This is a genomic window from Metabacillus lacus, from assembly GCF_009674805.1.
Lineage (GTDB): Bacteria > Bacillota > Bacilli > Bacillales > Bacillaceae > Metabacillus_C > Metabacillus_C lacus.
In genome coordinates this window covers 1-25,653 of sequence record NZ_WKKI01000008.1, presented here as the reverse complement: position 1 = coordinate 25,653, position 25,653 = coordinate 1, and the positions used below count along the sequence as shown (strand labels likewise).

Here is a 25,653-nt window from a genome sequence, read left to right as displayed (position 1 = left end):
ACGGTATATTTACGTTGTTATAATAATATATCATATCTTTTTGGTAACGCTTACATAAGTGATTCCCGGCAGCTTCCTGTTTCTTTATTCTTCCATTGATAGCCGGTTTACTATTAATCTATTAAGGGGGATAACGATGAAAAAGAAAATGAAGGCACTTTCCATTCTTCTGGCAGGATCACTTCTGCTGGCAGCCTGCGGCACTGATCAACCTTCAGGAGCATCGGGCGAAAAGCAATATAAAATCGGTCTTACTCAGTTCGCTGAGCATCCATCACTTGATGCCGCCACTGAGGGATTTAAAAAGGCATTGGAAGATGAAGGCTTTAAGGAAGGCGAAAATGTAAAATTTGATTTTCAGAATGCTCAGGCTGACATGAACAATACTGCTACAATCGCAAACAATTTTGTCGGGGACAAAGTGGATTTGATTTTTGCAAATGCGACTCCCAGTGCTGTAGCTGCTCTTAACGCTTCAAAGGACATTCCGATTATTTTTACTTCAGTAACAGATCCGGTCGGCTCCGGACTTGTACAGTCATTTGAACAGCCGGGAGGGAATGTAACTGGAACAACTGATAACCATCCTGATGCTACGAAAAAGACCATTGACTTTATCACCCAGGAAATTGGAGCGAAAAGCATTGGTGTCATATACAACGCAGGTGAACAGAACTCCGAAGTGCAGGTCAGTGAAGTCAAAAAGCTTGCTGAGGCAAACGGAGCGAAGATTGTGGAGGCTTCTGTTTCAACCTCTGCGGAAGTAAAACAGGCAGCAGAATCTTTGGCTGGAAGAGCTGACAGCATCTACGTCCCAACAGATAATACAGTTGTATCAGCCCTGGAGTCGGTCATATCTGTAGCTGACAGCAAAAAAATCCCTCTTTTTGTAGGTGAGCTGGATTCTATGAAGCGCGGTGCGGTTGCTGCAAGCGGATTTAACTACTATGACATTGGCTATCAATCCGGATTAATGGCCGCTAAAATCCTCTCAGGAGAAAGTAAACCATCCGATATTCCAGTGGAGCTTCCGGATTCTTTAACATTAACGATCAATAAAAAAGCTGCTGAAAAGCAAGGTGTTGAAGTGAAAGAAGAATGGGGCAAAGACGGAGAGTTCTACGAGGAGTAAAACAGTTCTGAACAAGAACGATTGAAAGGATGATTACGGGTGTTTACAGCAATATTTGGAGCATTTGAGTCAGGAATCATTTATGCCATTATGGCTCTCGGTGTTTACCTCTCGTTTCGGATACTTGATTTTCCTGATTTAACGGTGGACGGCAGCTTTGTTACAGGAGCAGCTGTTGCCGCAATTTTGATAGTGAACGGTACAAACCCTTTTGCAGCAACCATGATTGCGCTTGTGGCTGGTTTTGCAGCAGGATGCCTGACTGGATTGATTCATACAGCGGGAAAGGTCAATGCTTTGCTTTCAGGAATTTTGATGATGATTGCACTATATTCCATCAATCTCAGGATTATGGGGAAATCAAATGTTCCCCTGCTGAATACGGATACGGCATTAACAGCGGTCAGCGGCTTTTTTGAAGCAACAGGAATAGATGCTTTTTTCAATGGAATTCTGGGAGCTGTCGGCCTTTCTGGCAGCCTTCCGAGCACTTGGGGCATCTTGATTTTTATGATACTGGTCACGTTTGTTATTAAGTTTTTGACGGACGCTTTTCTAAAAACTGAAACAGGGCTTGCAATCCGGGCTACCGGAGATAACAAACGTATGATCAGGAGCTTTTCATCCAATACAAATATCATGATTATTCTTGGTCTGGGTTTATCAAATGCTATGGTGGCTTTTTCAGGTGCCCTTATTGCCCAGCAGGGAGGCTTTGCTGATGTTGGCATGGGGATTGGGATGATTATTATCGGACTTGCTTCTGTCATTATTGGAGAAGCGCTGTTTGGAACGAAAACCATTGCAAGAACAACGCTTGCTGTCATTGGGGGTGCCATCATCTACAGAATTGTAGTGTCGATGGCATTGAGAGTTGAATTTTTAAAACCAGGAGATATGAAACTGATCACCGCTGTCATTGTCATTCTTGCATTAACGGCGCCAAAAATGATTGAAGGCTATCGCGAGAAAAAACGCAAGGCGAAGAAAAGACTGGAGGGACTGGCACTGGCCAGTGTCCAGGCAGAGGGAGAAGGTAAGGCGCATGCTGCACTTAAATCAAATTCATAAGGTCTTTAATGAGGGGACTCCTGATGAAAAGATTGCCCTCGACAATATTCATCTCACATTGCAAGAAGGGGATTTTGTTACAGTAATCGGAAGCAACGGCGCAGGAAAGTCAACCTTGATGAACGTGATCTCAGGCGTCATGGCAGCCGATCACGGAATTGTCAGCCTGGATGGCAGAGATGTAACGTATATGACCGAGTACAACCGCTCTAAATTGATCGGGCGCGTTTTTCAGGATCCAATGGCAGGAACGGCACCGACTATGACAATAGAGGAAAACCTGGCAATTGCCTATTCGAGAAACAAAAAAAGAACATTAAGGCCAGGAGTGACAAAAAAACGGCGTGAGCTATTCCGGGAAGTGCTGCAATCGCTTCATCTCGGGCTGGAGAACCGGCTCACAGCCAAAGTAGGTTTGCTTTCAGGGGGAGAGCGGCAGGCGCTGTCACTGCTGATGGCTACTTTTACAGAACCCTCTATTTTGCTTTTGGACGAGCATACAGCAGCTCTGGATCCTTCCCGGGCAGCACTCATTACAAAACTGACGAAGGAAATTGTGGAAAGATACAATCTTACTACTATGATGGTCACCCATAACATGCAGCAGGCACTAGATCTAGGAAACAGGCTGATTATGATGGACAAGGGCCAAATCATTCTGGAAGTAAACGATGCAGACAAAGCAAAGCTTTCAATTGAAGACCTTCTCTCTGAGTTTCAGAGAATACGAGGCACCAAAATGGCGAGTGACAGAGCACTTCTTTCCTAAGGGGGCTGCAGCTCTATAGTTTTTCAACTAACTCCCCTTTGCTGTATTTCTCTTAAAATGGCTTCTCAGATCGCAGTCAAACTCGAGGATTTCGAGTTTGACTGCGGTCTTTTTTTTAAAATATAGGCTGTTTTCTAAAAGATTGTTGTTTTATGACATAAGTTCAAATTAAGTTTTTTTTATGGTAAAATATGGTTTATAATAATTATATAAAATTATAAAAATGAAGGAAGTGGAACAAGTGCAATGGGAAACCCTTCCAAATCGGTTTTGGATATTGTATTACTTATTTTTTTTAGCAACATTAGGAACTGCGATATATAGTATTGTGAAAAAGAAAGGTAAGATTTTGTCCTTTATAACCCTTATGTTCACTGTAACCCTTCCAATGATCGTTCTAATATATAGTCTTGGAAGAGCAGAAGGAATGAATGAATTTGAACACTCATGAGTCAATTGCAAAAGGGTGCTATTTGGTCTATTTTCACAATTGCAGGGTATTTGTTTTTGTTAGTGTGGTGGGTTTTATTTTTGCGCAAAAGTAAAGCTAAAAACAATATTATAGTTTCAAAGTAAATCACTACACAGACCTCTTTTCCAGGTCTTTTGTTATGAAGTTTTTAACATCTCAACTGTATTGTGATTAGATTTTTTGACACGCTGGAACAAGCATTTGCTCTACTCGATTTTTAAATGCTAAGTTTTTTCCAAGTTCAAGCCGCCGATATCAATAGAGATAGTTGTCGAGATATTTCGTTGCAGCACCTTGAAAACGCTAAAAAGTTTTCTTTTCTAGAAAAATTAAAATAAAAGGGAGAGTGCTCTATTTTATGAAAAAGATTATTACATTTTTCGGTTTTTTTATTTTACTTATTGGATGTTCAAATCAACAATTTGCTTCTGAAGAGGATTTTGTTAATTTTGTAAAGTCATCAAAGGATTATGAGAATGTAATTTTCTTGGCAGAAGAGAAAATAAAAGAATACACTATTTATCCAGTAATAAAAGAAGAGGCTATTAGCTTTTTATTGTTAAAGAAAAATAAAAACAACACGTTTAAATGGGATGTTATAGGTGACTTTAGGAAGTATGAAATTACGTCTGATTATTCTTTTGATATTGAGACAGAAAGTTCAATAAATGTTTTATATGGTAAGGTAAAGGACGAAAATGAAGTAAGCAGTGTTTTTCTGAACGGAGAGGCTATTACTTATAGTAAGGAAAATCGTTTTTTCTACAAGATTTCTAATGAAGAGATAATAGTACAAGATATTACATTGAATTGAGGTCAGACAAGCTGATAATTGTATAACGTATGAGGTTGACAGCTTAATTCATGTTGTCTGTAAAACGATATATGTACTCAAGCAAAAGACGCTAAAACACATACGAACAAAAAAGCTGTACGCTTTGGGCAAAGTAGCGCAGCCCTATCATCTGCTAAACGCACTGGATAGGGGAGGGCAATGAGATGCCCTAATCTTAAGGACTGTTTATCAGACTCAAGAATCCCACAGACGTTAGTTTGCTTGCCCGTTTAAGGTGTTTCGAACAATACTTACCGTTCCGCTTCACAGATGTACTTCCACAATAAACTCAACCCAAGTCAGAGGCGAATCGGGGTTTCACGAATTCTTTTGAGTAGTTTAGTAATTTTATCTGGTTCATCTGGAAATAAGTCTTTTTTCATTGCATTAAATAGCGACATTTGCGCTGATTTGGTTAAGTCGCTGAAACCCTTCCTCAAACCCCATTATATCAACCTTTTAATTGTTTGCTAATCAATCTATACAAAACAGCCTCCTCGCTGCGCTCAGTCCAGGGTCTCTACTATGCCGTATTTCCCGCAGAGTCGCCACCCTACGTTCCAATCAATTTATTACACTACAGCAATCCTTTCTATCCAGAAGTGATTAACCATGACAAGTATGTAGATTGCTAGTTATGTCCTCAAGGCGACAGTATAAGTATACGACTACAATAAAAGGAAGAATATCAACAGTATAAATCGAATCCAACCATTCCTAAATTGACTTGGCAGAGTGCTTGAATCTAACTCTAAAAAATATTTTGAGAGTCAAAGTACCAAGTATATAACTGCTGATTGGAGCGCAGGGTGCTTGACTCCTGGGGGATTAGCGGGACAGGTAAGACCCCACAGGAGCGTCAGCACCGAGGAGGCTTACCGCCCGCCCCCCGGAAAGCAAGCACCCGGAGCGGAAATCAGCTTTTCCCCCACCATTCCTAAATTGACTTGGCAAGGTGCTTGACTCTGACTATAAAAAGATTTTGAGTCAGTGTCTCAAGAATAAAACTGCTGATTGGAGCGGAGGGTGCTTGACTCCTGGGGGATTAGTGGGAGGGGAGAGACCCCGCAGAAGCATCAGCACCGAGGGAGGCTCACCGCCTGCCCCCCGGAAAGCAAGCACCCGGAGCGGAAATCAGCCTTTCTTCCACCATTCCTGAACTCCCTAAACATAATGGTTTCTCACAACCTTTTGTCGACCATCTTAGAGCAGGCCATACAATAGCCGCTCTTATTTTTTGAATATATAAAAATTTCCAACAATGAATTGACCAAGCATTTAACGGAATGTTATGATAACGTTAAATAAACGTTATATTTATTTTTGGGAGTGTGATGACATGCGGAAAGGACTGATACCTGGATGTACGGCTGAATTAGAAATTACAGTCACTCCCGAGATGTTTGCGGGCTTTGAAGGCAGCATTATTCATCCTGTGTATTCAACAGTGTCCATGGTTTACCATATGGAATGGGCATCACGGCAGATCATTCTTCCCTTTCTGGAAGAGCATGAAGAAGGAATAGGAAGCGGTGTTTCCGTTAAACATCTTGCTCCGTGCACTGAGGGAGCAGTTGTGAAAATTGAAGCGGAAGCTGTATCAGTCGAAAAATCGAGGATCACAACAAGCGTAAAAGCTGTATGCTCAGGCATTACAGTCGGAGCAGGCGAGGTAGTTCAACTGATTCTGCCAAAAGATAAAATATTGGAACTGATGAAAGGTGCCGACATTAGGAACTCTTAAAATTGTAAGCGCTAACATAATGCAACGGATTAAAGGGGGAGAATCAGACATGTTCGATAAAATCCGGGAACATGAACAAGTAGTTTTCTGCAATGATGAATCGACCGGTTTGAAAGCAATCATTGCCATTCACAGTACCAGGCTCGGTCCTGCATTGGGCGGATGCAGAATGTATCCTTATGAAAATGTGGACGCAGCTCTTGAAGATGTTTTACGCCTGTCAAAAGGGATGACATACAAGTGCGCGGCTGCAGACGTGGACTTTGGCGGGGGAAAAGCAGTAATAATCGGGAATCCCGAAAAGGATAAGAGCCCTGAGCTGTTTCGTGCTTTCGGGCAGTTTGTTGAATCTTTGAACGGCCGTTTTTACACAGGTACTGACATGGGCACTGTTCCCGAAGATTTTATCCATGCCCTGAAAGAAACCAATTGTATCGTTGGCGTTGATGAGGTGTACGGAGGCAGCGGGGATTCTTCTGTTCCAACCGCACAGGGAGTGATTTACGGACTGAAGGCCACCAATCAGGCAATCTGGGGAAGTGATGTGCTTGCTGGAAAAGCATACAGCATTCAGGGACTTGGAAAGGTTGGCTTGAAAGTGGCTGAAGTTCTCCTTGAGAATGGTGCTGATTTATATGTAACAGATATCAATACAAAAGCAATTGATGCTGTGACTGAAAAGGCCAAAGAGGCTGGTGCAGGAATCAAGGTAGTTTCCAGCGATGAAATATATGCACAGCCGGCTGATGTGTTCATCCCCTGCGCAATGGGCGGCATCATAAACGATGAAACAATAGAGTTGCTGAAAGTGCAGGGAGTCGCGGGCTCTGCAAACAATCAGCTGAAAGAGGCACGTCATGGAAAGCTCCTTCAGGAAAAAGGAATTCTGTATGCGCCTGATTATATTGTCAACGCAGGCGGGTTGATTCAGGTTGCAGATGAGCTGTATTCACCTAACAAAGAGCGGGTGCTCAGAAAAACAAGAGCAATCTATACGTCTTTGCTGAATGTATATCAGCAGGCAGAACGAGAAGGAATGACTACTATCGAGGCAGCAGATTACTTCTGTGAAACAAGAATTGAAGCCAGAACCCGCCGAAACAGTTTCTTTTCCCATATGAAGCGTCCGAAGTGGGCAGTCAGAATTTAATGGATATCATAATGAATCTTGACGCAAAGGGTGAGTCCATGGAAAAAATGTTTCCGGTATTTCAAATAATGGATGCAAATGGCAGAGTTGTTTCAGAAGAGCACAGCAGTGAAGTGACAGAAGAACGGGTCATGAAGTCTCTTAAGGAAATGATCAGAATTCGTATGTTTGATAAAAAAGCAATCAGTCTTCAGCGGCAGGGAAGAATTGGTACATATGCCCCTTATGAGGGACAGGAAGCTTCACAGGCAGGCAGCGCGATGGCACTCAAGAGCGGAGACTGGCTGTTCCCCACCTACCGCGATCACGGAGCAGCCATGATATTCGGTCATTCTCTCAAAAATATACTGCTGTTTTGGAATGGCAGAAACGAAGGATGCGTGCCGCCGGAAGGAAAAAAGATATTTCCTCCTGCCATTCCCATCGCTACCCAGATTCCACATGCAGCGGGAGCAGCACTCGCTGAAAAAATGAAGGGGTCAGACAATGCCGCACTGTGCTATTTTGGCGATGGAGCTACCTCTGAAGGAGATTTTCACGAGGGGCTGAACTTTGCGAGCGTGTTTGGCGCGCCGGTCGTTTATTTTAATCAAAACAACCAATATGCTATATCAGTGCCGCTTCACAAGCAGATGAAATCGGAAACGATTGCTCAAAAGGCAGTTGCCTACAGCATGCCCGGAGTCCGGGTGGACGGAAACGATATCTTTGCTGTGTATTTTCAAACTGCTAAAGCACTGAGCCGGGCCAGAAGAGGAGAAGGACCAACCTTGATTGAGGCCTTAACGTGGAGATATGGTGCTCATACCACTGCTGATGATCCTTCAAAATACCGCAGCCAGGAAGACAGCGCAGCCAAAAGGCTTGATACCGATCCTATTCTGAGGCTTGAGAGGTGGCTGAAAAACAACGGCCTGTATGATGAAAACTGGTTCACCCAGACAGAGGCAGAGGCAGCGGACGAAATAGATGCTGCCATTGAAGAGATGGAAAGTTTTCCAAAAGGAGATCCCTCCGTTATCTTTGATTATGTTTTTGAAAAGCCGACATGGACCATTTCAAAGCAAAAAGCTGATTATCTGAATCTGATTGGAGGCGGGGAAAGGTGAGCACTGCAATTCAGACAAAACCGCTGACACTTGTTGGGGCCATTACGGATGCACTGGATGTCATGCTGAAAGAAAACAGCGAAGTTCTTCTGCTTGGTGAGGATATAGGAAAAAACGGGGGAGTATTCAGGGCGACCGAAGGCCTTCAGGAAAAGTACGGGGAGAAGCGTGTTGCTGATACACCCCTTAGTGAGGCTGGATTTGTCGGTGCAGCGATTGGACTTGCGGTAAATGGCTTCAGACCCGTGGTTGAAATACAATTTCTCGGGTTTATTTACCCTGCTTACGAACAGCTGATGACCCACGCTTCCAGGCTTAGAATGAGAACGCTCGGCCATTTTACGGTGCCAATGGTGATTCGGGCACCTTATGGAGCAGGTGTGCGTGCCCCGGAAATACATTGTGACAGTACTGAAGCACTGTTTACCCACATGCCCGGCATGAAAGTGGTTTGTCCTTCCAGCCCGAGAGATGCAAAAGGGCTGCTGATAGCTGCTATAGAGGATCCTGATCCTGTTCTGTTTTTGGAACCGATGCGAAGCTACCGTGCAGGAAGGGAAGAAGTGCCTGAAGGTAAATACACAGTTGAGATTGGAAAGGGAGCAAGGTTAAGAGAAGGAAATGATGTCACAGTGATCGCCTGGGGAGCCATGATCCCTCCTGCTGCAAAGGCAGCTGAACAGATGAAGGAAAAGGGCATAAACTGTGATCTGCTTGATTTGCGTACGCTTTATCCACTGGACAGGGATTTGATCGTTGAATCTGTACAAAAAACAGGAAGAACCGTGATTGTCCATGAAGCACACATGACAGGCGGACTTGGCGCAGATCTGATTTCTTTAATCAATGACGAAGCGTTTCTATATCAAAAAGCACCTGCTGAAAGAGTTACAGGCTTTGACGCTCCCGTTCCCTACTTTGGGTTTGAAGATCATTATCTTCCTGATCACAGGAGAATTTCAGCTGCAATTGAAAAAGTGATGAAATTTTAGGAGGCTGAACATGGTTGAAGTCAAACTGAATGACATCGGAGAAGGAATGACAGAAGCGGATATTAACTGCTATTTGGTTTCGGCAGGTGATGTGGTAAAAGCGGATGACCCCCTTGTGGAAGTGCAGACAGACAAGATGACCGCTGAGATTCCCGCTCCAAGGGCAGGCGTGGTTAAGAGCATTCTCTGGAAGCCGGGTGAAACCGTGGCGGTGGGTACTGTGCTCCTGACGATGGAAGAAGAAAAGGGGCAAAATGGGCAGTCTGTTCAAAACAAGGAGAAAACGCAAGCCTCTCAGACAAAAAGAATCCTTGCCTCTCCTTACACGAGAAAAATGGCCAAAGATCAACACATCAATATTGAGGAGATAACAGGCACCGGACCGGGGGGAAGAATTCTAGATTCTGATGTGACTGCCTATTTATCTAGTAAAAATAAGGATCAGCCTGCCGTAAAAAGCGAACAAGCACTCTCTCCTGTTATTCCAGATATTAGAGAAGCAGAGTCAGATATCATCCCGTTCAGAGGAAGAAGAAAGCAAATTGGGAGGAAAATGGCTGCTTCGCTTTACACGATTCCTCACTGCACTCACTTTGAGGAAGTTGACGTAACAAGGTTGATAGAACTGAGAGAGGAACTAAAATTCCACAACCGTACTATCTCAGCAACTTGCTTTTTCATAAAAGCACTGTCGATCTGCCTGAAAGAATTTCCTGTATTTAATGCGGAGCTTTTAGAAGAAAAAGAAGAGATTCGCCTGATCAAAGAACATCATATCGGTATAGCAGTTGATGCTCCTGAAGGGCTGATTGTGCCTGTCATACAACATGCAGAGCAGAAAAGCCTGCTGAGCATCTCCAACGAAATGAAGCGTCTCACTCAGCTTGCACTAGATAACAAGCTTTCAGTTAGAGAGATTTCAGGGGGAACCTTTACAGTCAGCAATGTCGGCCCGCTTGGCGGAAGCATCGGAGCCACCCCGATTATTCAGCATCCGCAAACTGCGCTGATTTCGTTTCACAAGACTAAAAAACGGCCTGTTGTCACGGAAGATGATGAAATTGCGATCAGATCTATCATGAATGTATCGATGGCATTTGATCACCGTGTTGCCGACGGGGCAACTGCAGTAAAATTCACCAACAGATTCGCAGAGCTGATTGAAAATCCTAACCTGCTGTTATTGGAGCTGATGTAAATGGTAGTGGGAGAGCTTGCCCATGAACGTGAATTAATCATTATCGGCGGGGGCCCGGGGGGCTATCATGCAGCCATAAGAGCCTCGCAGCTGGGAAAGAAAGTAACGCTGGTCGAGAGGGAAGCGCTTGGAGGAGTCTGCCTTAACAAGGGCTGCATTCCATCCAAGGTGCTGGCATACGGTGCCGAAAGATTGATTGCTATGCAGCAAGACCACTTTCTCGGCATCTCTGCAGGAGAACATATCTTTGACTTGCAAACGCTCATGAAGCATAAGGACAGCGTAATTCAAAACCTTCGCCAAGGTGTAGAAGGCCTAATGAAAGCTAATAAAGTGGAAGTGCTGAAGGGAAGCGCTTTTTTTCTCTCGGAAAACAAAATTGGAGTTGAAGGCAGTGACAGCTATGACGTGTACTCTTTTAGTGAAGGAATACTAGCAGTCGGCGGTACACCCGTTTTATTGGAGGATGTGGATCATGCAGAAAAAGGCGTGCTCTTAAATCCTTGGACAATTATGGAACTGAAGGAGCTTCCACAAAGCCTGATTCTTTATGGAAATGATTATATTACATTAGAGCTGGCCATGGCTTTTCATGCTTTTGGCAGCAACGTGACCATCGTGCTCCCTGAGGGACAACAGTCATTCCCTTTTGACAGCAGCATCAACAAAGAATTGTCACGAATACTAAAAAAGACTGGAATAGCAGTAGTAAAAGGGGTGCATTACAAGCATGCAGCCTTCTCGGAGGGCTCTTGGACACTGGCTCTTCAAGGGGAAAAGGGACCGAAAACAGTAGAAGGCACTCACCTGTTTTACTCGCTGGGAACAAAACCTTCCCTTCAGAATCTTGGCTTGGACAGACTCCCCATTATCCTGACAGAAGAAGGCCTGATTGAAACAGATCAGGCAGGCAGAACCTCTATTCCGCATATTTTTGCAATCGGTGATATTACGGAAGGACCGCAGCTGGCCGTGAAGGCAATTCAGCAGGGAAAAACTGCTGCAGAGGTAATCTGCGGAAGAAACAGTGAAAATAATCATTTATTTTTACCTGTTACAGCAAGAACATCTCCTCCGATTGCCTGTGCAGGACTGACAGAAGAGAGAGCTGCTCTGGAAGGCTATTCAGTGCGAACAGGAGAATTTGCTCTGTCTGCCAACGGTTACAGCAGCATTACCGGCAGTAAAGAAGGACTCCTCAAGGTTGTGATAGACGGGGACAATGACATGCTGCTTGGCGTTCACGCAATGGGCCGGGGTGCAATTGAATTGATTTCGAGCGGGGTCCTCTCATTGGAAATGGCTGCAAGAGCTGAAGATCTCACCTTTGCTGCCTACCCTCATCCAAGCTTGAATGAAGCCCTTTTGGAAGCGGCCGAGGCATTCAGGGGAGAAAGCATACACAGTATTCACAAGGCAAAGATCAGCAAGGTTCGTGTTTAACAGCGGGGATTCTGCAGTGCAGAACAGTGTTGTTGCTTTACAAGGTGCTCTTGAGAAAAAATGGAAGCTTATCTATTATAAAATTGTTCAGAAAATTAAATTATTTTAGGAGGTAAGAAGATGAGAGAGAGAGCAATAGCTGAAAACAGTACACTAGAGGATTACTTTCCGGTAAAAGATGTGGATTATCTTGAAATTTATACAGGCAATGCAAAGCAGGCAGCACACTATTTCACAACTGCTTTCGGATTTAAGCCTGTGGCATACTCAGGCCTTGAAACAGGAAACCGGGAAACCGTATCCTATGTGCTTCAACAAAGGAAAATCCGTCTGGTCCTTACTGGTACACTAAACGATTCCTCCCGTGTGGCTTCTTTTGTTAAAACACATGGTGACGGAGTGAGAGATATTGCGTTGCTAGTTGATGACGTGGAAACAGCTTACAGGGAAGCTGTAGAGCGCGGCGCGATTGAGATTCAGCCGCCTTACGAGCTGTCAGACAGTAATGGGGTGGTGAAAAAAGCGGTAATTGGTACATACGGAGACACCATCCACACCCTTGTGGAAAGAGGGAACTATGGGGGCATTTTCATGCCGGGCTTTGAAGCGTATTCTTCCTCTGTTCCATGTGAAGATGCCGGCTTTATCGGCATTGATCATGTTGTCGGAAATGTAGAAAGAATGGAAGAGTGGGTGGAGTATTACAGCAATGTGATGGGCTTCAAAGAAATGAAGCACTTTTCCGATGAAGATATCAGCACGGAATACTCGGCGCTGATGAGCAAAGTGATGCACAATGGAGGCAGAATTAAGTTTCCGATCAATGAGCCTGCAGAAGGAAAAAGAAAATCACAAATACAAGAGTATCTTGAATTCTATAATGGGCCCGGAGTACAGCATCTTGCTATTTTAACGGAAGACATAGTGAGTACAGTGTCAACTCTCCGCAAAAATGGAGTGGAATTTCTGAGCACGCCGGATTCCTACTACGATATGCTGTCAGAGCGTGTGGGGAAGATAGACGAAGAGATTGATAAGCTGAGAGAACTGAGTATTCTGGTCGACAGAGATGACGAAGGATATCTTCTGCAGATTTTTACAAAGCCAATCGTGGATCGTCCAACTATGTTTATTGAAATCATTCAGCGCAAGGGTGCAAGAGGATTTGGAGAAGGCAACTTTAAAGCCCTGTTTGAATCAATCGAACGAGAGCAGGAAAGAAGAGGCAATTTGTAACGAAAAAAAACTGCTGTCAAATGATGATCAATCTTTGAAAGGGGGTTCTCCATGAGCATAGGTGCACGGACCATTTTGAAACAAATACAGCCTTATCAGCTTGGCCAATCACTGCAGGAGCTTCAAAGAAAGTATGGAATACCACAGTTTAGAAAAATGTCAGATAACGAAAATGTGTATGGAGCATCACCGAAAGCCGGGGAAGCTTTGTTACGGGAAAGTCCTTTCATCCACCTGTACCCTGATAGTTCCGCCAGCCTGCTAAGAGAGCGGCTCAGCGAACATTACAAACTTGGGCAGGAACATTTTTTGATTAGCAACGGATCTGAAGAGCTGATTCGCCTGCTGGTCCGTGCCTATATTTACAAACATGATGAAGCTGTGATGGCAGATCTGACTTTTCCCAGATATAAAACGAATGTACTTATAGAAGGCGGAACAGCGGTTGAGGTGCCATTAACGGAAGGGAAACATGATTTGAAGTATATGCTCTCCGCCATTACGAAGCATACAAAAATGGTGTTTATCTGCAATCCTAATAACCCGACAGGCACGATTGTCAGCAAGGAAGATCTATCTGCTTTTATTGAGCAGGTTCCCACCCATGTTTTGATTGTACTGGATGAAGCCTATTATGAATATGCCTCTTCAGAAAGATATTTGGAATCACAGCAGCTTCTTTCTGCTTTCAGCAATCTTGTTATTCTCAGGACATTTTCCAAAATATACGGCCTTGCAGGACTGCGTTGCGGCTATGCCATGCTCTCTGAAGAGATAGCAGCACAGCTTCACAAAGTGAGAGATGTATTCAATGTGAACAGCATGGCCCAAACCGCAGCAGCTGCAGCACTAGCTGATGTGGAGTTTGTTTCCTCTTGCAGGCAGAAAAACAAGGTGGAAAGAGATTACCTTCAGGAAAGGCTGCAGCAATTTGGTATAAAATGCTTTCCTTCAGAAACAAATTTTTTGTTTGCCTTTTCCCAGTCTCCCGTTATTGACCTGCTCGCATCCAAGGGAATATTGGTTAGGCAGTTTAGCTTGAGAGGCTATGAGGAAGCTTTCAGGATTACGCTGGGCACAAGGGAAGATCATGAATATTTGATAAACGTACTGAATGTGCATTTTCAGAATCGGAGCGTGAAGTAATGGAGATAAAACCGGACAATCTTGCCTGGAAGGATGCATATAAGCTATTGGTCGGCTCCATTCTGCCGAGGCCGATTGCCTTTGTATCAAGCAGGGATGAAGAGGGGCGGGACAATTTGGCGCCGTTCAGTTTTTTTACAGCCATTTCTGCAGATCCCATGATGGTTTGCTTTTCTCCTATGATTAGAGGATCTGACGGTGAAAAAAAAGATACCCTGGTAAATATTGAAGCGACAAAACAGTTTGTCATTAACATAGTGAGTGAAAGCATTGTCCTGCAAATGAATGAATGCGCTGGTGAATTTCCCTCAGATGTCGATGAATTTGAACAATCCGGGCTCACAAAGGAAAGCGCCTGTGCTGTATCAGCATGCAGGGTGAAGGAATCGATGGTTCATCTGGAATGCGAGTTGGACCAGATTCTTTCCTACGGAGATCATGCAGGCAGCGGCAGCCTGGTCATCGGCAGAGTTGTCCATGTACATGTGAATGATGAGCTCTATGAAAACGGCAGAATTTCTACAGAAAAGCTGAATCCGGTCGGCAGACTCGCCGGAGCTTCTTACACGCTGCCTGTAAAAAACACATTTGATTTGCAGAGAAATTAGGTGGAAACACATGAAGCTGATAACCTTTAAGCAGCAAAATGGGGAAAAGAAAGCAGGCTGGCTGTCTCAATCCGGCATGGCTGTCGATATGCATCAGGTTTCTAATGGAGCACTCCCGGACAATATGCTGGCACTCCTGGACAATTATGAACACTACCAGCACTATTTGAAAACGTTTTTTCAAGGTGCCGGGGAGGGGAGCGGGCACTATCCTCTTAATGAGGTCCAGCTTCTTGCACCTCTGCCCAATCCGCGCAGTATCAGAGATTTCTATGCCTTTGAGCAGCATGTAAAAACAGCCCGGCAAAACAGGGGGCTCAGCATGGTGAAAGAATGGTATAGCATGCCGGTCTTTTACTTTACAAATTCTCTTGCCGTGCATGGGCCGGGTGACCAAATTTTTAGGCCGAAAGCGTGCAGGGAGCTCGATTATGAACTGGAAATCGCCTGTGTAATCGGCAAAAAGGGGAGAAATGTGCTAGCGGAGAATGCAGAGGAGTACATTTTCGGATTTACGGTCATGAATGACTGGAGCGCAAGAGATTTGCAAAGAGAAGAAATGCAAGTGGGACTGGGACCTGCAAAAGGAAAGGACTTTGCCACTTCATTCGGCCCTGCGATTGTGACGGCAGATGAGCTGGAACCTTTTCGATCCGGCAAGGGATATAATCTGATGATGAAAGCAAGCGTGAACGGGGTGACCTTATCTTTCGGCAACGTCAAGGATCTATACTATTCTTTCGGGGAAATGATTGAAAGGGCCTCTGCAGGAACTACGCTGTATCCGGGAGAAATACTGGGCTCAGGCACTGTCGGTACAGGCTGCATTTTGGAGCTTGGAACTGACATTCACCGCTGGCTGGAGCCTGGAGATACTGTGGAAATCGAAATCGAAGGACTAGGAAAACTGAAGAATATCATTGCTGAAGAATAAAGGATGGTGAAAAAATGTACTACCGCCAGCTTGGAAGAATACCAAAAAAGCGCCACACCATATTTAAAAAAGAAGATGATTCTCTTTTCAGGGAGCAGGTGATGGGAACGAAAGGATTCTCTGGTACACAATCAATTCTCTACCATCATCATATGCCGACCGAGGTTAGCAAAAGCGAATTGATTGGTGGGTATACCCCTCAATTTGAAAAGCAGGGAGCACTGTCCCATCGCCATTTTTATACAGATTCTATCGAAAAAAACGGAGATGCAATAGGGGGAAGAGAATATCTGCTCGGCAACGCTGATCTTTATATCGGATTTATCAATGTCAGCAAAGCGATGGAACAGTACTACCGCAACGGCGATGGTGATGAAATGCTGTTCATTCACCATGGATCCGGAAAAATAAGAACGATGTTTGGCACGCTTACATACAGGCCCGGCGACTATGTGGTGATTCCCATTGGCACGATTTATCAACTGCTGCCGGAGGAAAAAACCTCTGTACTATTTCTAGAAGCCTTCAGCCAAATCACAACACCGAAACGCTACCGAAACGAATACGGTCAGCTGCTCGAGCACAGCCCTTTTTGCGAGCGGGATATCCGCGGCCCTGAAAAGCTGGAAACTTACACCGAAAAAGGTGAATTCGAAGTAATCACAAAATCAAGGGGTCAGCTTCATCGGCATGTCCTTGCTCACCATCCTTTGGATGTGGAAGGCTGGGACGGCTATTTGTATCCATGGGTGTTCAACATTGAAGACTTTGAACCCATTACCGGCCGCATCCACCAGCCGCCTCCTGTCCATCAGACCTTTGAAGGACATAATTTTGTGGTCTGCTCATTTGTGCCGCGGCTGTATGATTATCATCCGGAAGCAATTCCGGCGCCTTACTATCACAGCAATGTAAACAGCGATGAACTGCTCTATTATGTAAAAGGAAACTTTATGAGCAGAAAAGGAGTAAAAGAAGGTTCCATTACCCTGCACCCAAGCGGCATTCCCCATGGCCCCCACCCAGGTAAAACAGAAGGAAGCATCGGAAAAAAAGAAACGCTGGAACTTGCCGTTATGATAGACACATTCCGCCCGCTGAACATCGTAAGTAGTGGAGAAGAAATAGAAGACAAAGGCTATATGTACACTTGGCTGGAAAAGTAGGATTGTAGGGCGGCGGAACGCAGGGGAACCTGCGGACATTTTTGGGAATTGCTGAAGGGTACGGGAACTCTGGAAAACACCTTTGCTGCGGGCAGATGCTTGAGTGAGGGTGTTTTTTTGTGTAGACTCTGGTGTGGGATGTTGTGGAGTTTTTGGAGATGGTAGAGCAAAACGTGCCGGTTTGTTATAGTATCTTGAAGATAGTAGAACAAAAGGGCACACTTTGTTATACTATCTCGCGGATTTTCAAAGATAGTAGAACAAAACCCCCCAGTTTGTTATAGTATCTGGAAGATAGTAGAACAAAAGGGCTCACTTTATTATAGTATCTCGCGGATTTTCGAAGATAGTAGAACAAAACCCCTCAGTTTGTTATAGCATCTAGAAGATAGTAGAACAAAAGGGCACACTTTGTTATAGTATCTGTCGGATTTTCAAAGATAGTAGAACAACCCCCCAATAATTGATAAAATTCCCAAGATAATAAGAACAAGTACCAAAGAAACACCACTTATGATAGGATTAAATTATCAGATTTTACCAATTGAAGTATCTTCTTCAACTAACAGGGCAGTTTTTTTGAAAGATGAATTTCAAAAAGGCAGGAAGAATAAATAAATAACAGGTCGTTTAACAGGAGGTTCATATGGCAAATCAGGTAAGGAAGAAAATGATTGGGTGGACAATAGCCTTAGCTATGCCCTTGTTAGGAGGAGTTATTTATTATTTCATTTTGCTAGCTCTATATCTACCATCAGAAGATTTATTTAACTTTCCTGTCCCACGGTATGCTGAATTAATTCAGGAAAATGAAATAGGAAAAAGTTATGATTGGTCAGCTGCATCAGAGGATAAAGGCATACCTTTTGGATATGAATTAGTGCTTAAAATCAATGGATGGAAAAAGGGAGAAAGGGAAGGTGCTTCCGTTATATACACAAAAGGAAATAAAAAAATAGATTTAATTTCTTCAACCAAGCATTTAAACATACTTAAAGCAAATTAATTAATAAAATAGCTTAACTAAGCTAAAGGGTGCATTCCTTTAATAAGGAGTGAGAATGGGTCCACCACTCTTAGTACAAATTACTACTCATACTGAGCAACAAAAATTGGCTCTTCTTAGTGTATTTATAACCTTTACATAATTAGTGATATTTGGTAAATTCTATTAAAGAGATGTAAAGAAAGGGGAATCTAGTTACACATGTGGAACAACCTTTAAATGATTAATTAATTGGATAGAGGCAATCACGGTCCTAGGTCCTAGGATGCGTTTATTTGTCTATCTAAAATCATTCAAGGGACACTTGGTGTGTAATATTATTCCCATAGCCAAGCAGATACCTTCGTATATCTGTTTTTTATTATGGGCAAAAATACATCTCTCTATCGACATTAGTAGTGTCCCTAATTAGGGGGAAACTACTAATGAAAAGTCAATATGAAAATGAAGAAAAGTTAACAGGGGGAAATGTCTCAAGCGTATTTCGCATGGGAGATACTGTTCGGCGAGAATTAAAGTCAGACAGTCAGAAAATTCACGAGTTATTAAAACATTTAGAGAACAAAGGATTCGAAAACTCACCTAGGTTTTTAGGAATTGATGAAAAAGGTAGAGAGAAATTATCATTTATTGACGGAGAAGCTGGTAATTATCCTTTGAAAGAATATATGTGGTCTAATGAAGCATTACAAGAAATAGCAAAACTACTTCGTAACTATCATGAAGCTGTGTGTGATTTTCCAATATCAGGTGAGTGGAATCCAATCGACAATACTCCAAATAACAAGGAAGTTATTTGTCACAATGATTTTGCTATTTACAATATAATTTTTAACAATAATAAACCAGTAGGTATTATTGATTTTGACCTTGCAGGTCCTGGTCCTAGACTTTGGGACATAGCTTATACTCTTTATACTTGTGTCCCTTTGAGCAGGCTTTATCATACCGAAACAGGTGAAGCAGTTTATTATGATTCAGAACGTGATGCACAAGGTATTATGGAAAGAGTTAAATTGTTTTTTGAATCCTACGGTGTTAAGGGTATAGAAGAAGATTATTTAAATATGGTTGTGCTAAGGTTAGAAGGGTTATGTATGACAATGAAGAGAAAAGCAAGTGAAGGTGATGTTGCTTTTCAAAAAATGATAGATGAAGGACATTATGACCATTATCAAAACGAAATAAAATTCATTTGCGAAAACGGAAAACAGTGGTTAATTAAGTAAGTTAATATCAAAAAAGGGAAGCGGATTCTTATTGAACGCTTCCTTTTTTCATTATCATCTTATCAAATGTACTTTAGCTATCTGAGTGTTAGTTGAAGAAGTATCGGAATATACACTGGCTTAATTGGATGGGGGAATCGGCGTGGATAAGGATCTCAAAGAGGTAATATATGATTAAGATACCGAAGCCCAATTCCGACCCAAATGTAATAGAGAAGTTATTGAGAAAAAAGGTACAGGTAAGGATTGTTACATCTATTGATGGTAAACATTTGATATTAACTCCAGCTTTAGAGACAGCAGTTGGTGAAGTATTTTCCCCAAATTAGTTTAATAAACCTTGTGGTGAAAAAGTACCCAAATGGGTACTCAGCTTGTGGAGAAAGATACTATATGTTTCTTCCACAAGCTTTTTTATTACTTGTAATTTCTCTCTTTTCATCAACCTACACGTTTTTGATTCAAATATTATACCAAATTAACGCGGAGAATTGGAAAAGTGTAAGAAAAAAATAAAAGACTGCCAAGAGTTTCTCGACAGCCTAAGCTTGGGATATCCCAAGCTTTTTCTGTTGCGATAATTTTATTGTTAATTCACTTGCTATATACGTTGAGGGAACTTTTTTAGGCTGTAATTTTGAGTTTTCTCGACGTTATCTGAACTACTTACTTTCATGCTTCTCTGTGCTTTTCAGTATATGATGGAGAGCGGCTTAAAAGCCTGTCTTAATGCCAAAGCCTACAAGAATTAAGCCTGCTGACTTTTGAAACACTTGCTGAAATTTAGGGTTGTTCATCCACTTTCTTGCATAGTCAGTGATAGAAACAAGCAGCAAGAACCATAGGACAGCGAGAATGGTCAAAATAGAGGCTAACACAATCAATTGCTGATTGACATTTCCATCCAGGCTGATGAACTGCGGCATAATCGTAATATATACCAGAACAGTTTTCGGATTAAGAATATTGCTGAACAGTGCCTGTACGAAGGAATCTTTATTATGCTTATTGGAATAGTGAACAGGCTCTTTTGCCTGAGACTGTATGTCTTTCAGGGAAAAACCATTTTTTGAAAAGAAGCTTTTGATTCCGAGATAAATGAGATAAGCTGCGCCCAAATATTTAATGGCGGTAAATAAAACAACGGATTTTGCGATGACAACTGCAAGGCCGAGTATCGCAATGAGCGTCCAAAAAGAAAGCCCTGCTGCCATTCCGAGTACAGTGAAGCGTCCTGCTTTGGTGCCGTAGCTGAGCGTGTTTCGTACCAGCAGCATCGTATCGGCTCCGGGAAGAATAACCATCATGGCTGCAATAGGTATGTATGTGATTAAGTTATCCATGAAATTTTTTACCCCTATCCTGTTAGTGACTACATCAGTAACTACTTTTTTGGAATTATATCAGATGCCCTTGGATTGTGGCAATCTTTTTGCTAAAATATTAGTTACTAAAGTAGTGACTAATGGAGGATTTATGGAAGGAAATATTCTGGACATATTAAAAAATCTTGGTTTTACGGAGTATGAAGCGAAAGCATATTTGGCGTTATTAGAGGAATCTCCCTTAACCGGCTATGCGGCGGCGAAAAAATCCGGTGTACCCCGTTCGAAAATTTATGAAGTTCTGGATCAGCTTACACATCGCGGAGATATTCTGGTGAGTCCGGGAAACACGCCTCAGTATACACCTGTGCCTGCAAAAGAATTGATTAAAAACCGGAGAATTCAGGCAGAAGAAAATTTTGAGCTGGCAGAAAAATCTTTACAGGATTTTCAGTACTCTTCTCAGGATCGTGAAAACATCTGGAATATTACAGGAAGCAAAGAAATTCTTGATAAAGTGAGAGCCCGAATTTTAGCTGCCGAGAACAGAATACTGCTGGAGATATGGGAAGAGGAATTTCACGAGCTTGAGCCTTCTTTGAGACAAGCAGCTTCTAAAGGAGTTTCCATAACGATTATCGCCTATGGTGTAATAGCTTCTGATTTTGCGGATGTGTATCTACATTATATGGGGAGCGAAATAACAGAAGAATATGGCGGCCGCTGGATTGTCATGAGTGCCGATGATGAAGAAGTGCTTGCGGGGATTGTTTCCCTTGGAAAAGACAGCCGTGCAGCATGGACCATGCATGTTGGTCTGGTCATGCCGATTACGGAAGTGATGATTCATGATTTATACCTAATGGAAATTATGGAAAAGCACAGAGACGTATTAGAAAACAGTTTTGGCAAAAATCTTCAAAATTTGCGGCAAAAATTTTCTCTTCATCCTGATTTTAAAAAGCATTATATGAAATGACCTGTTCAGGTGTTTGAACAGGTCATATTTTCTTACAAATACCTCCACTCCCGCACACATGTCAACAAAAATCACTTTTTTCTCCATTCCTCAGCCAGCATTCCGTAAACAATATGGTCAACATAGTGATCATACAGCCATTCCGCCTGACGAAGCTTGCCTTCCTGCGTATAGCCCAGCCTTTCTGGTACAGCTCTGCTTTTTGCATTATCTTCAGCAGCCCGGATTTCCACCTTATTCAAATGAAGATCCGAAAAAGCGTACTCCGTGAGTGCGGAAGCTGTTTTTGTCATGATGCCTTTGCCTTGAAATCCCGTTCCCAGCCAGTAGCCTATATAAGCTGTTTTGTTGGCCCAGTTGATAGAATTAAAGCCTGCCGTTCCTGCGAGCTTTCCCTGATAAAGGATCCCCGTGGTAAGACTTTTGTTTTCGGCAAAGCCTTTTAGTGCAGACAGGATGAAGCCTTCTGTGTCTTTTTCTGTTGAAGTTGCATCCAGCCAGGGAAGCCACTCCTTCAAGTGAGCTCTAGAAGCGTCAGTCAGCTGAAACAGCTCGGGCGCATCTTGGGGCTGAAGAACTTTTAAAGAGATGCTCTCATCAATTCTATGTAAAAACATCGTTTCTTTCCCCCTTTCTATAGTTATGTATTTTAACAGAAAAGAAGATGAAAAGAAGTGGATTTTTTCTCGTGACTTAAGCCTCTGCAGCTCATAAGAACTTAGTCCTGACTCTGACATAAACCGTTTTTTTACCTTAAAATAATGAAGAAAACCCTAAAATAGTGCTAGAACTTACAGTATTTTCACATTATTTACAATTTATAATGTAGTTGTAAGCGATTTCATTACATATTTTAGGAGGAGAAAACATGGGTAATAAAAAGCTGATGAAAAGTGCCGTTGTGACCAGCCTTGTAGGCAGCCTTCTGTTGGGGACAGGCTCCTACTATGCCATGGCAGCCGATGGAAAAACCAAAGCTGCACCAGTCTACCTTCAAGAAAATCAATCTATCGAAAAAAGAGTAAAAGCATTGCTGAAAGAAATGACGCTTAAAGAAAAAGTCGGGCAAATGACGCAAATCAATGCTACTGTCCTGATGGGGAACGGAGATTGGGACAGAGGGCCGCTGAATGAGCAGACGATGAAAAAAGTTCTGAAGGACAATCATGTAGGCAGTATTTTGAGTGGAGGCGGCGCCTCACCGCTGCCGAATAACCCTGAAGAGTGGGCAAAGCTAACGAACGCCGTTCAAAAATATGCGCTTGAAAACAGCCGTCTGAAAATACCGATTATCTACGGAGTAGACGCTGTACATGGTCATAATAATATCATCGGTGCTACATTGTATCCTCATAACATCGGATTATCCACCAGCTGGAACAGATCTCTTGTAAAAGAAGTGAACAAACAGACTGCCAAAGAAGTAAGAGCCACCGGTGTACACTGGAACTTTTCGCCGGTAGGGGATGTTGCCAGGGATATTCGCTGGGGCCGTTATTATGAAACATTTGGCGAAGATCCTTATCTTGTTTCAGAAATGAATGAAGAGGCAGTTATCGGACAGCAAGGTAAGGATATCTCGAAAAACAATGCAGTTGCTGCGACCGGTAAACACTTTATTGGTTATTCACAGCCGTTTAATGGAATGGACCGTGCCCCTGGAGACATGTCAGCAAGAACACTTCGTGAAGTTTTTCTTCCTCCTTTTGAAGCCCAAATAAAAGCTGGTGTTAAAACGATGATGATTAACTCGGGTGCTGTGAACGGAGTGCCGGTTCATGCTTCCAAGTATCTGCTGACTGATTTGCTGAGAAAAGAGCTTGGCTTCAAGGGTGTCGTTGTAAGTGACTGGGAAGACATTATTAAACTGGTAACTGTGCATAAAACAGCTGCCAATTATAAAGAAGCCATTGCCATGAGTATCAATGCAGGTGTGGACATGTCGATGGTGCCGATTGATGCGGTAGAATATACGAAATTGCTGATAGAGCTGGTAAATGAAGGAGGCGTTTCGCAAAAGCGCATTGACGAAGCAGTATCAAGAATTCTTACACTGAAATTTGAACTGGGTCTTTTCGAAAAACCTTATGTGAATGAAAAGAAAGTCAATGATCTGATTTTGAACGGCAATTCAGCGCTTGCACTGCAATCTGCAAGAGAGAGCATGACGCTTTTGAAAAATGAAGGCAATCTGCTTCCGCTGAAAAAAGAGCAGCTGAAGTCAATCGCTGTCATTGGGCCGGGAGCCAACAGCATCAGCAACCAAATGGGCGGCTGGACGATTGAATGGCAGGGAGCAACAAATCCAAAAGAGCAGCCTCCGGGCGTAACAATCCTTGAAGGTATTCAAAAAGCGGTCGGCAAAGATGTGAAAGTGAATTTCGCTGAGGGCGTTCCTGCGGCTGATAAGGAAAATAATTCTGCTGAAATAACCAAAGCAGTTAATGCAGCTGTGAAAGCCGCTAAAAATTCAGATGTTGTCGTGCTGACAGTCGCTGAAAAACCTTATGCAGAAGGTGAAGGCAATACAACAACGGCCGATTTAAGCCAGGCGCAGAAGGAGCTTGTGAAAGCAGTAGGTGCTGCAGGCAAGAAAACAATTCTTGTCGGAGTAACAGGAAGGCCTGTCATGATGACAGATGCCATCAACAAGTCTGACGCATTTCTTGCCGCTTTCCTTCCAGGTGCAGAAGGAGGAACAGCCGTTGCAGACATCCTCTTCGGCAACTACAACCCAAGCGGGGAGCTTTCCTTCACCTGGCCGAAAAACATTGGACAAGTACCAGTTTACTATAACAGCCTTCCAGGTTCCGGCTACGATCCGCTGTTTCCTTTCGAAGCGGGGCTCAGCTACACCACATACGAGTACAGCAGCCTGAAAGTAGGCGCCAATGTGAAAAAGAACGGAAACATTCAAGTCTCTGTCAATGTGAAAAATACCGGCGGAAGAGACGGAGATGAAATTGTCCAAATCTACTCCGACCAAAAAGCCGGCGGAATCCTGACACCTGACAGAAAACTAATCGGCTTTGAAAGAGTCAGCCTGAAAGCAGGAGAAACCAAAACAGTCACCTTCAAAATTCCTGCATCACAGCTGGCAGTCGTTCCGGGGGATGTATTCTCAAACAGCAAAAGGGAAGTAATGCCAGGACAATATGAAATACTCGTTGAAGGGCAAAAAGCTCCGTTCACCGTAAACTAACTCTTTGGCAGCCCCCGGAATCGGGGGCTGTTTTTATTGAGAATTATGACGAAATGCCCTTTCCGGCCTTTGTTTCCAGCGTAAAGAATTGTATAGCTGTTGGGTTTTGTTCTACTATCTTTGAAAATTCGCCAGATACTATAACAAAGTAAGCCCTTTTGTTCTACTATTTTCCAGATGCTATAACAAACGGGGGTGTTTTGTTCTACTATCTTTGGAAATTCGCCAGATAGTATAACAAAGTAAGCCCTTTTGTTCTACTATCTTCAAGATGCTATAACAAACGGGGGTGTTTTGTTCTACTATCTTCAAGATGCTATAACAAACGGGGGTGTTTTGTTCTACTATCTTTGGAAATTCGCCAGATAGTATAACAAAGTAAGCCTTTTTGTTCTACTATTTTCCAGATGCTATAACAAACAGGGGTGTTTTGTTCTACTATCTTCGAGATTTTGCCAGATAGTATAACAAAGTAAGCCTTTTTGTTCTACTATCTTCAAGATGCTATAACAAACAGGGGTGTTTTGTTATACTATCTTTGAAAATTCGCCAGATAGTGTAACAAATACCCAAATATATGGAAGGTTTTGATTACTATAATATATTGTACTGGAGGAAGTTAATAATGAAGTTATAGAAAATTGAATTTCATACTCTAAGAGTACCGGTTATTATTCTTTAAAATAACCTTGTATTAATCCGTCCTCGTAATAATTTTTTTATCCTTGGGAACTCCCCAGGTTTATCTATTACATTTAGTCGTGTATCAGATAAATCTCACATGAAGTTCAAAAGATGCCATGAAAGCCACTATTTATATATAAACGGAGGAATCAAACATGACCTACTGGTCACCGCCAGGAATGAAAATTGGTTTGATTCTTGTGCCACAAAAGAATTATATTTG

Annotated in this window: 22 protein-coding genes and 2 pseudogenes; 20 read left to right on the top strand and 4 right to left on the bottom strand. The window is 42.8% G+C overall.

The features are described from left to right. Positions 1–136 precede the first annotated feature (136 nt). Genes GJU40_RS06675 through GJU40_RS06665 form a run of 3 tightly spaced genes read left to right on the top strand, consistent with a single transcriptional unit; the run spans position 137 to position 2,972 of the window. A complete protein-coding gene (locus GJU40_RS06675; RefSeq protein ID WP_154306981.1) occupies positions 137–1,132 on the top strand; it encodes an ABC transporter substrate-binding protein in 996 nt (331 codons plus the stop codon). Between the two features lie 39 nt (positions 1,133–1,171). Then, on the top strand, positions 1,172–2,203 hold the full coding sequence (locus tag GJU40_RS06670; RefSeq protein WP_343031437.1) for an ABC transporter permease: 1,032 nt from the start codon (positions 1,172–1,174) through the stop codon (positions 2,201–2,203). After that, positions 2,178–2,972, top strand: coding sequence for an ABC transporter ATP-binding protein (locus GJU40_RS06665; protein WP_154306980.1), 795 nt, complete (start codon positions 2,178–2,180; stop codon positions 2,970–2,972). Before GJU40_RS06670 ends, GJU40_RS06665 begins: the two co-directional genes overlap by 26 nt. Positions 2,973–3,581: 609 nt before the next feature. On the opposite strand, the pseudogene GJU40_RS20950 reads toward GJU40_RS06665, so the two are convergent. Beyond that, positions 3,582–3,747, bottom strand: a pseudogene (locus GJU40_RS20950) (IS1595 family transposase); the annotation flags it as partial. Between the two features lie 55 nt (positions 3,748–3,802). On the opposite strand from GJU40_RS20950, the gene GJU40_RS06660 reads away from it, so the two are divergent. Beyond that, positions 3,803–4,258: a hypothetical protein gene (locus GJU40_RS06660; RefSeq protein WP_154306979.1), complete on the top strand. Its 456-nt coding sequence runs from the start codon at positions 3,803–3,805 to the stop codon at positions 4,256–4,258. 313 nt (positions 4,259–4,571) lie between these two features. On the opposite strand, the pseudogene GJU40_RS06655 reads toward GJU40_RS06660, so the two are convergent. Beyond that, positions 4,572–4,680, bottom strand: a pseudogene (locus tag GJU40_RS06655) (IS1595 family transposase); the annotation flags it as partial. 938 nt (positions 4,681–5,618) lie between these two features. On the opposite strand from GJU40_RS06655, the gene GJU40_RS06650 reads away from it, so the two are divergent. The 14 genes from GJU40_RS06650 to GJU40_RS06585 all read left to right on the top strand — a co-directional run bounded on the left by GJU40_RS06650 (position 5,619) and on the right by GJU40_RS06585 (position 19,569). Beyond that, complete coding sequence (locus GJU40_RS06650; RefSeq protein ID WP_154306978.1) at positions 5,619–6,023, top strand: thioesterase family protein; 405 nt, start codon at positions 5,619–5,621, stop codon at positions 6,021–6,023. A 49-nt stretch (positions 6,024–6,072) separates the two neighbouring features. After that, entirely contained in the window at positions 6,073–7,173 is a 1,101-nt protein-coding gene (locus tag GJU40_RS06645; protein WP_246188289.1) for a Leu/Phe/Val dehydrogenase, read from the top strand. Positions 7,174–7,211: 38 nt separating this feature from the next. Next, a complete protein-coding gene (pdhA, locus tag GJU40_RS06640; RefSeq protein ID WP_154307051.1) occupies positions 7,212–8,282 on the top strand; it encodes a pyruvate dehydrogenase (acetyl-transferring) E1 component subunit alpha in 1,071 nt (356 codons plus the stop codon). Then, a complete protein-coding gene (locus tag GJU40_RS06635; RefSeq protein ID WP_343031436.1) occupies positions 8,279–9,274 on the top strand; it encodes an alpha-ketoacid dehydrogenase subunit beta in 996 nt (331 codons plus the stop codon). Before pdhA ends, GJU40_RS06635 begins: the two co-directional genes overlap by 4 nt. 10 nt (positions 9,275–9,284) lie before the next feature. Beyond that, positions 9,285–10,472: a dihydrolipoamide acetyltransferase family protein gene (locus GJU40_RS06630; protein WP_154306976.1), complete on the top strand. Its 1,188-nt coding sequence runs from the start codon at positions 9,285–9,287 to the stop codon at positions 10,470–10,472. Beyond that, positions 10,473–11,915, top strand: coding sequence for a dihydrolipoyl dehydrogenase family protein (locus GJU40_RS06625; protein ID WP_154306975.1), 1,443 nt, complete (start codon positions 10,473–10,475; stop codon positions 11,913–11,915). Between the two features lie 120 nt (positions 11,916–12,035). After that, entirely contained in the window at positions 12,036–13,151 is a 1,116-nt protein-coding gene (gene hppD, locus GJU40_RS06620; protein ID WP_154306974.1) for a 4-hydroxyphenylpyruvate dioxygenase, read from the top strand. 51 nt (positions 13,152–13,202) lie between these two features. Then, on the top strand, positions 13,203–14,297 hold the full coding sequence (gene hisC / locus GJU40_RS06615) for a histidinol-phosphate transaminase (protein WP_154306973.1): 1,095 nt from the start codon (positions 13,203–13,205) through the stop codon (positions 14,295–14,297). Next, positions 14,297–14,905: a flavin reductase family protein gene (locus GJU40_RS06610; RefSeq protein WP_154306972.1), complete on the top strand. Its 609-nt coding sequence runs from the start codon at positions 14,297–14,299 to the stop codon at positions 14,903–14,905. The genes hisC and GJU40_RS06610 overlap by 1 nt, the downstream gene beginning before the upstream one ends. Before the next feature lie 10 nt (positions 14,906–14,915). Beyond that, complete coding sequence (locus GJU40_RS06605) at positions 14,916–15,839, top strand: fumarylacetoacetate hydrolase family protein (protein WP_154306971.1); 924 nt, start codon at positions 14,916–14,918, stop codon at positions 15,837–15,839. Between the two features lie 14 nt (positions 15,840–15,853). Beyond that, positions 15,854–17,005, top strand: coding sequence for a homogentisate 1,2-dioxygenase (locus tag GJU40_RS06600; RefSeq protein ID WP_154306970.1), 1,152 nt, complete (start codon positions 15,854–15,856; stop codon positions 17,003–17,005). A gap of 646 nt (positions 17,006–17,651) precedes the next feature. Beyond that, a complete protein-coding gene (locus GJU40_RS06595) occupies positions 17,652–18,011 on the top strand; it encodes a hypothetical protein (RefSeq protein WP_154306969.1) in 360 nt (119 codons plus the stop codon). 425 nt (positions 18,012–18,436) lie between these two features. Then, complete coding sequence (locus tag GJU40_RS06590) at positions 18,437–19,240, top strand: aminoglycoside phosphotransferase family protein (RefSeq protein WP_154306968.1); 804 nt, start codon at positions 18,437–18,439, stop codon at positions 19,238–19,240. A gap of 170 nt (positions 19,241–19,410) precedes the next feature. Beyond that, positions 19,411–19,569, top strand: coding sequence for a hypothetical protein (locus GJU40_RS06585; protein WP_154306967.1), 159 nt, complete (start codon positions 19,411–19,413; stop codon positions 19,567–19,569). A gap of 384 nt (positions 19,570–19,953) precedes the next feature. Here GJU40_RS06585 and GJU40_RS06580 read toward each other — a convergent pair whose 3' ends face one another. Further along, positions 19,954–20,583 (bottom strand): homoserine/threonine efflux transporter, encoded by a 630-nt coding sequence (locus GJU40_RS06580; protein ID WP_154306966.1) that lies wholly within the window; start codon positions 20,581–20,583, stop codon positions 19,954–19,956. A 133-nt stretch (positions 20,584–20,716) separates the two neighbouring features. Here GJU40_RS06580 and GJU40_RS06575 point away from each other — a divergent pair, with 133 nt between their 5' ends. Further along, positions 20,717–21,544, top strand: coding sequence for a TrmB family transcriptional regulator (locus tag GJU40_RS06575; RefSeq protein ID WP_154306965.1), 828 nt, complete (start codon positions 20,717–20,719; stop codon positions 21,542–21,544). Positions 21,545–21,615: 71 nt separating this feature from the next. Here GJU40_RS06575 and GJU40_RS06570 read toward each other — a convergent pair whose 3' ends face one another. Continuing rightward, complete coding sequence (locus tag GJU40_RS06570; protein WP_154306964.1) at positions 21,616–22,161, bottom strand: GNAT family N-acetyltransferase; 546 nt, start codon at positions 22,159–22,161, stop codon at positions 21,616–21,618. A gap of 251 nt (positions 22,162–22,412) precedes the next feature. Here GJU40_RS06570 and GJU40_RS06565 point away from each other — a divergent pair, with 251 nt between their 5' ends. Further along, positions 22,413–24,746 carry a glycoside hydrolase family 3 N-terminal domain-containing protein gene (locus tag GJU40_RS06565; protein WP_154306963.1) on the top strand — a complete coding sequence of 778 codons (2,334 nt, stop codon included), beginning with the start codon at positions 22,413–22,415 and terminating at the stop codon, positions 24,744–24,746. Positions 24,747–25,653: the final 907 nt, after the last annotated feature.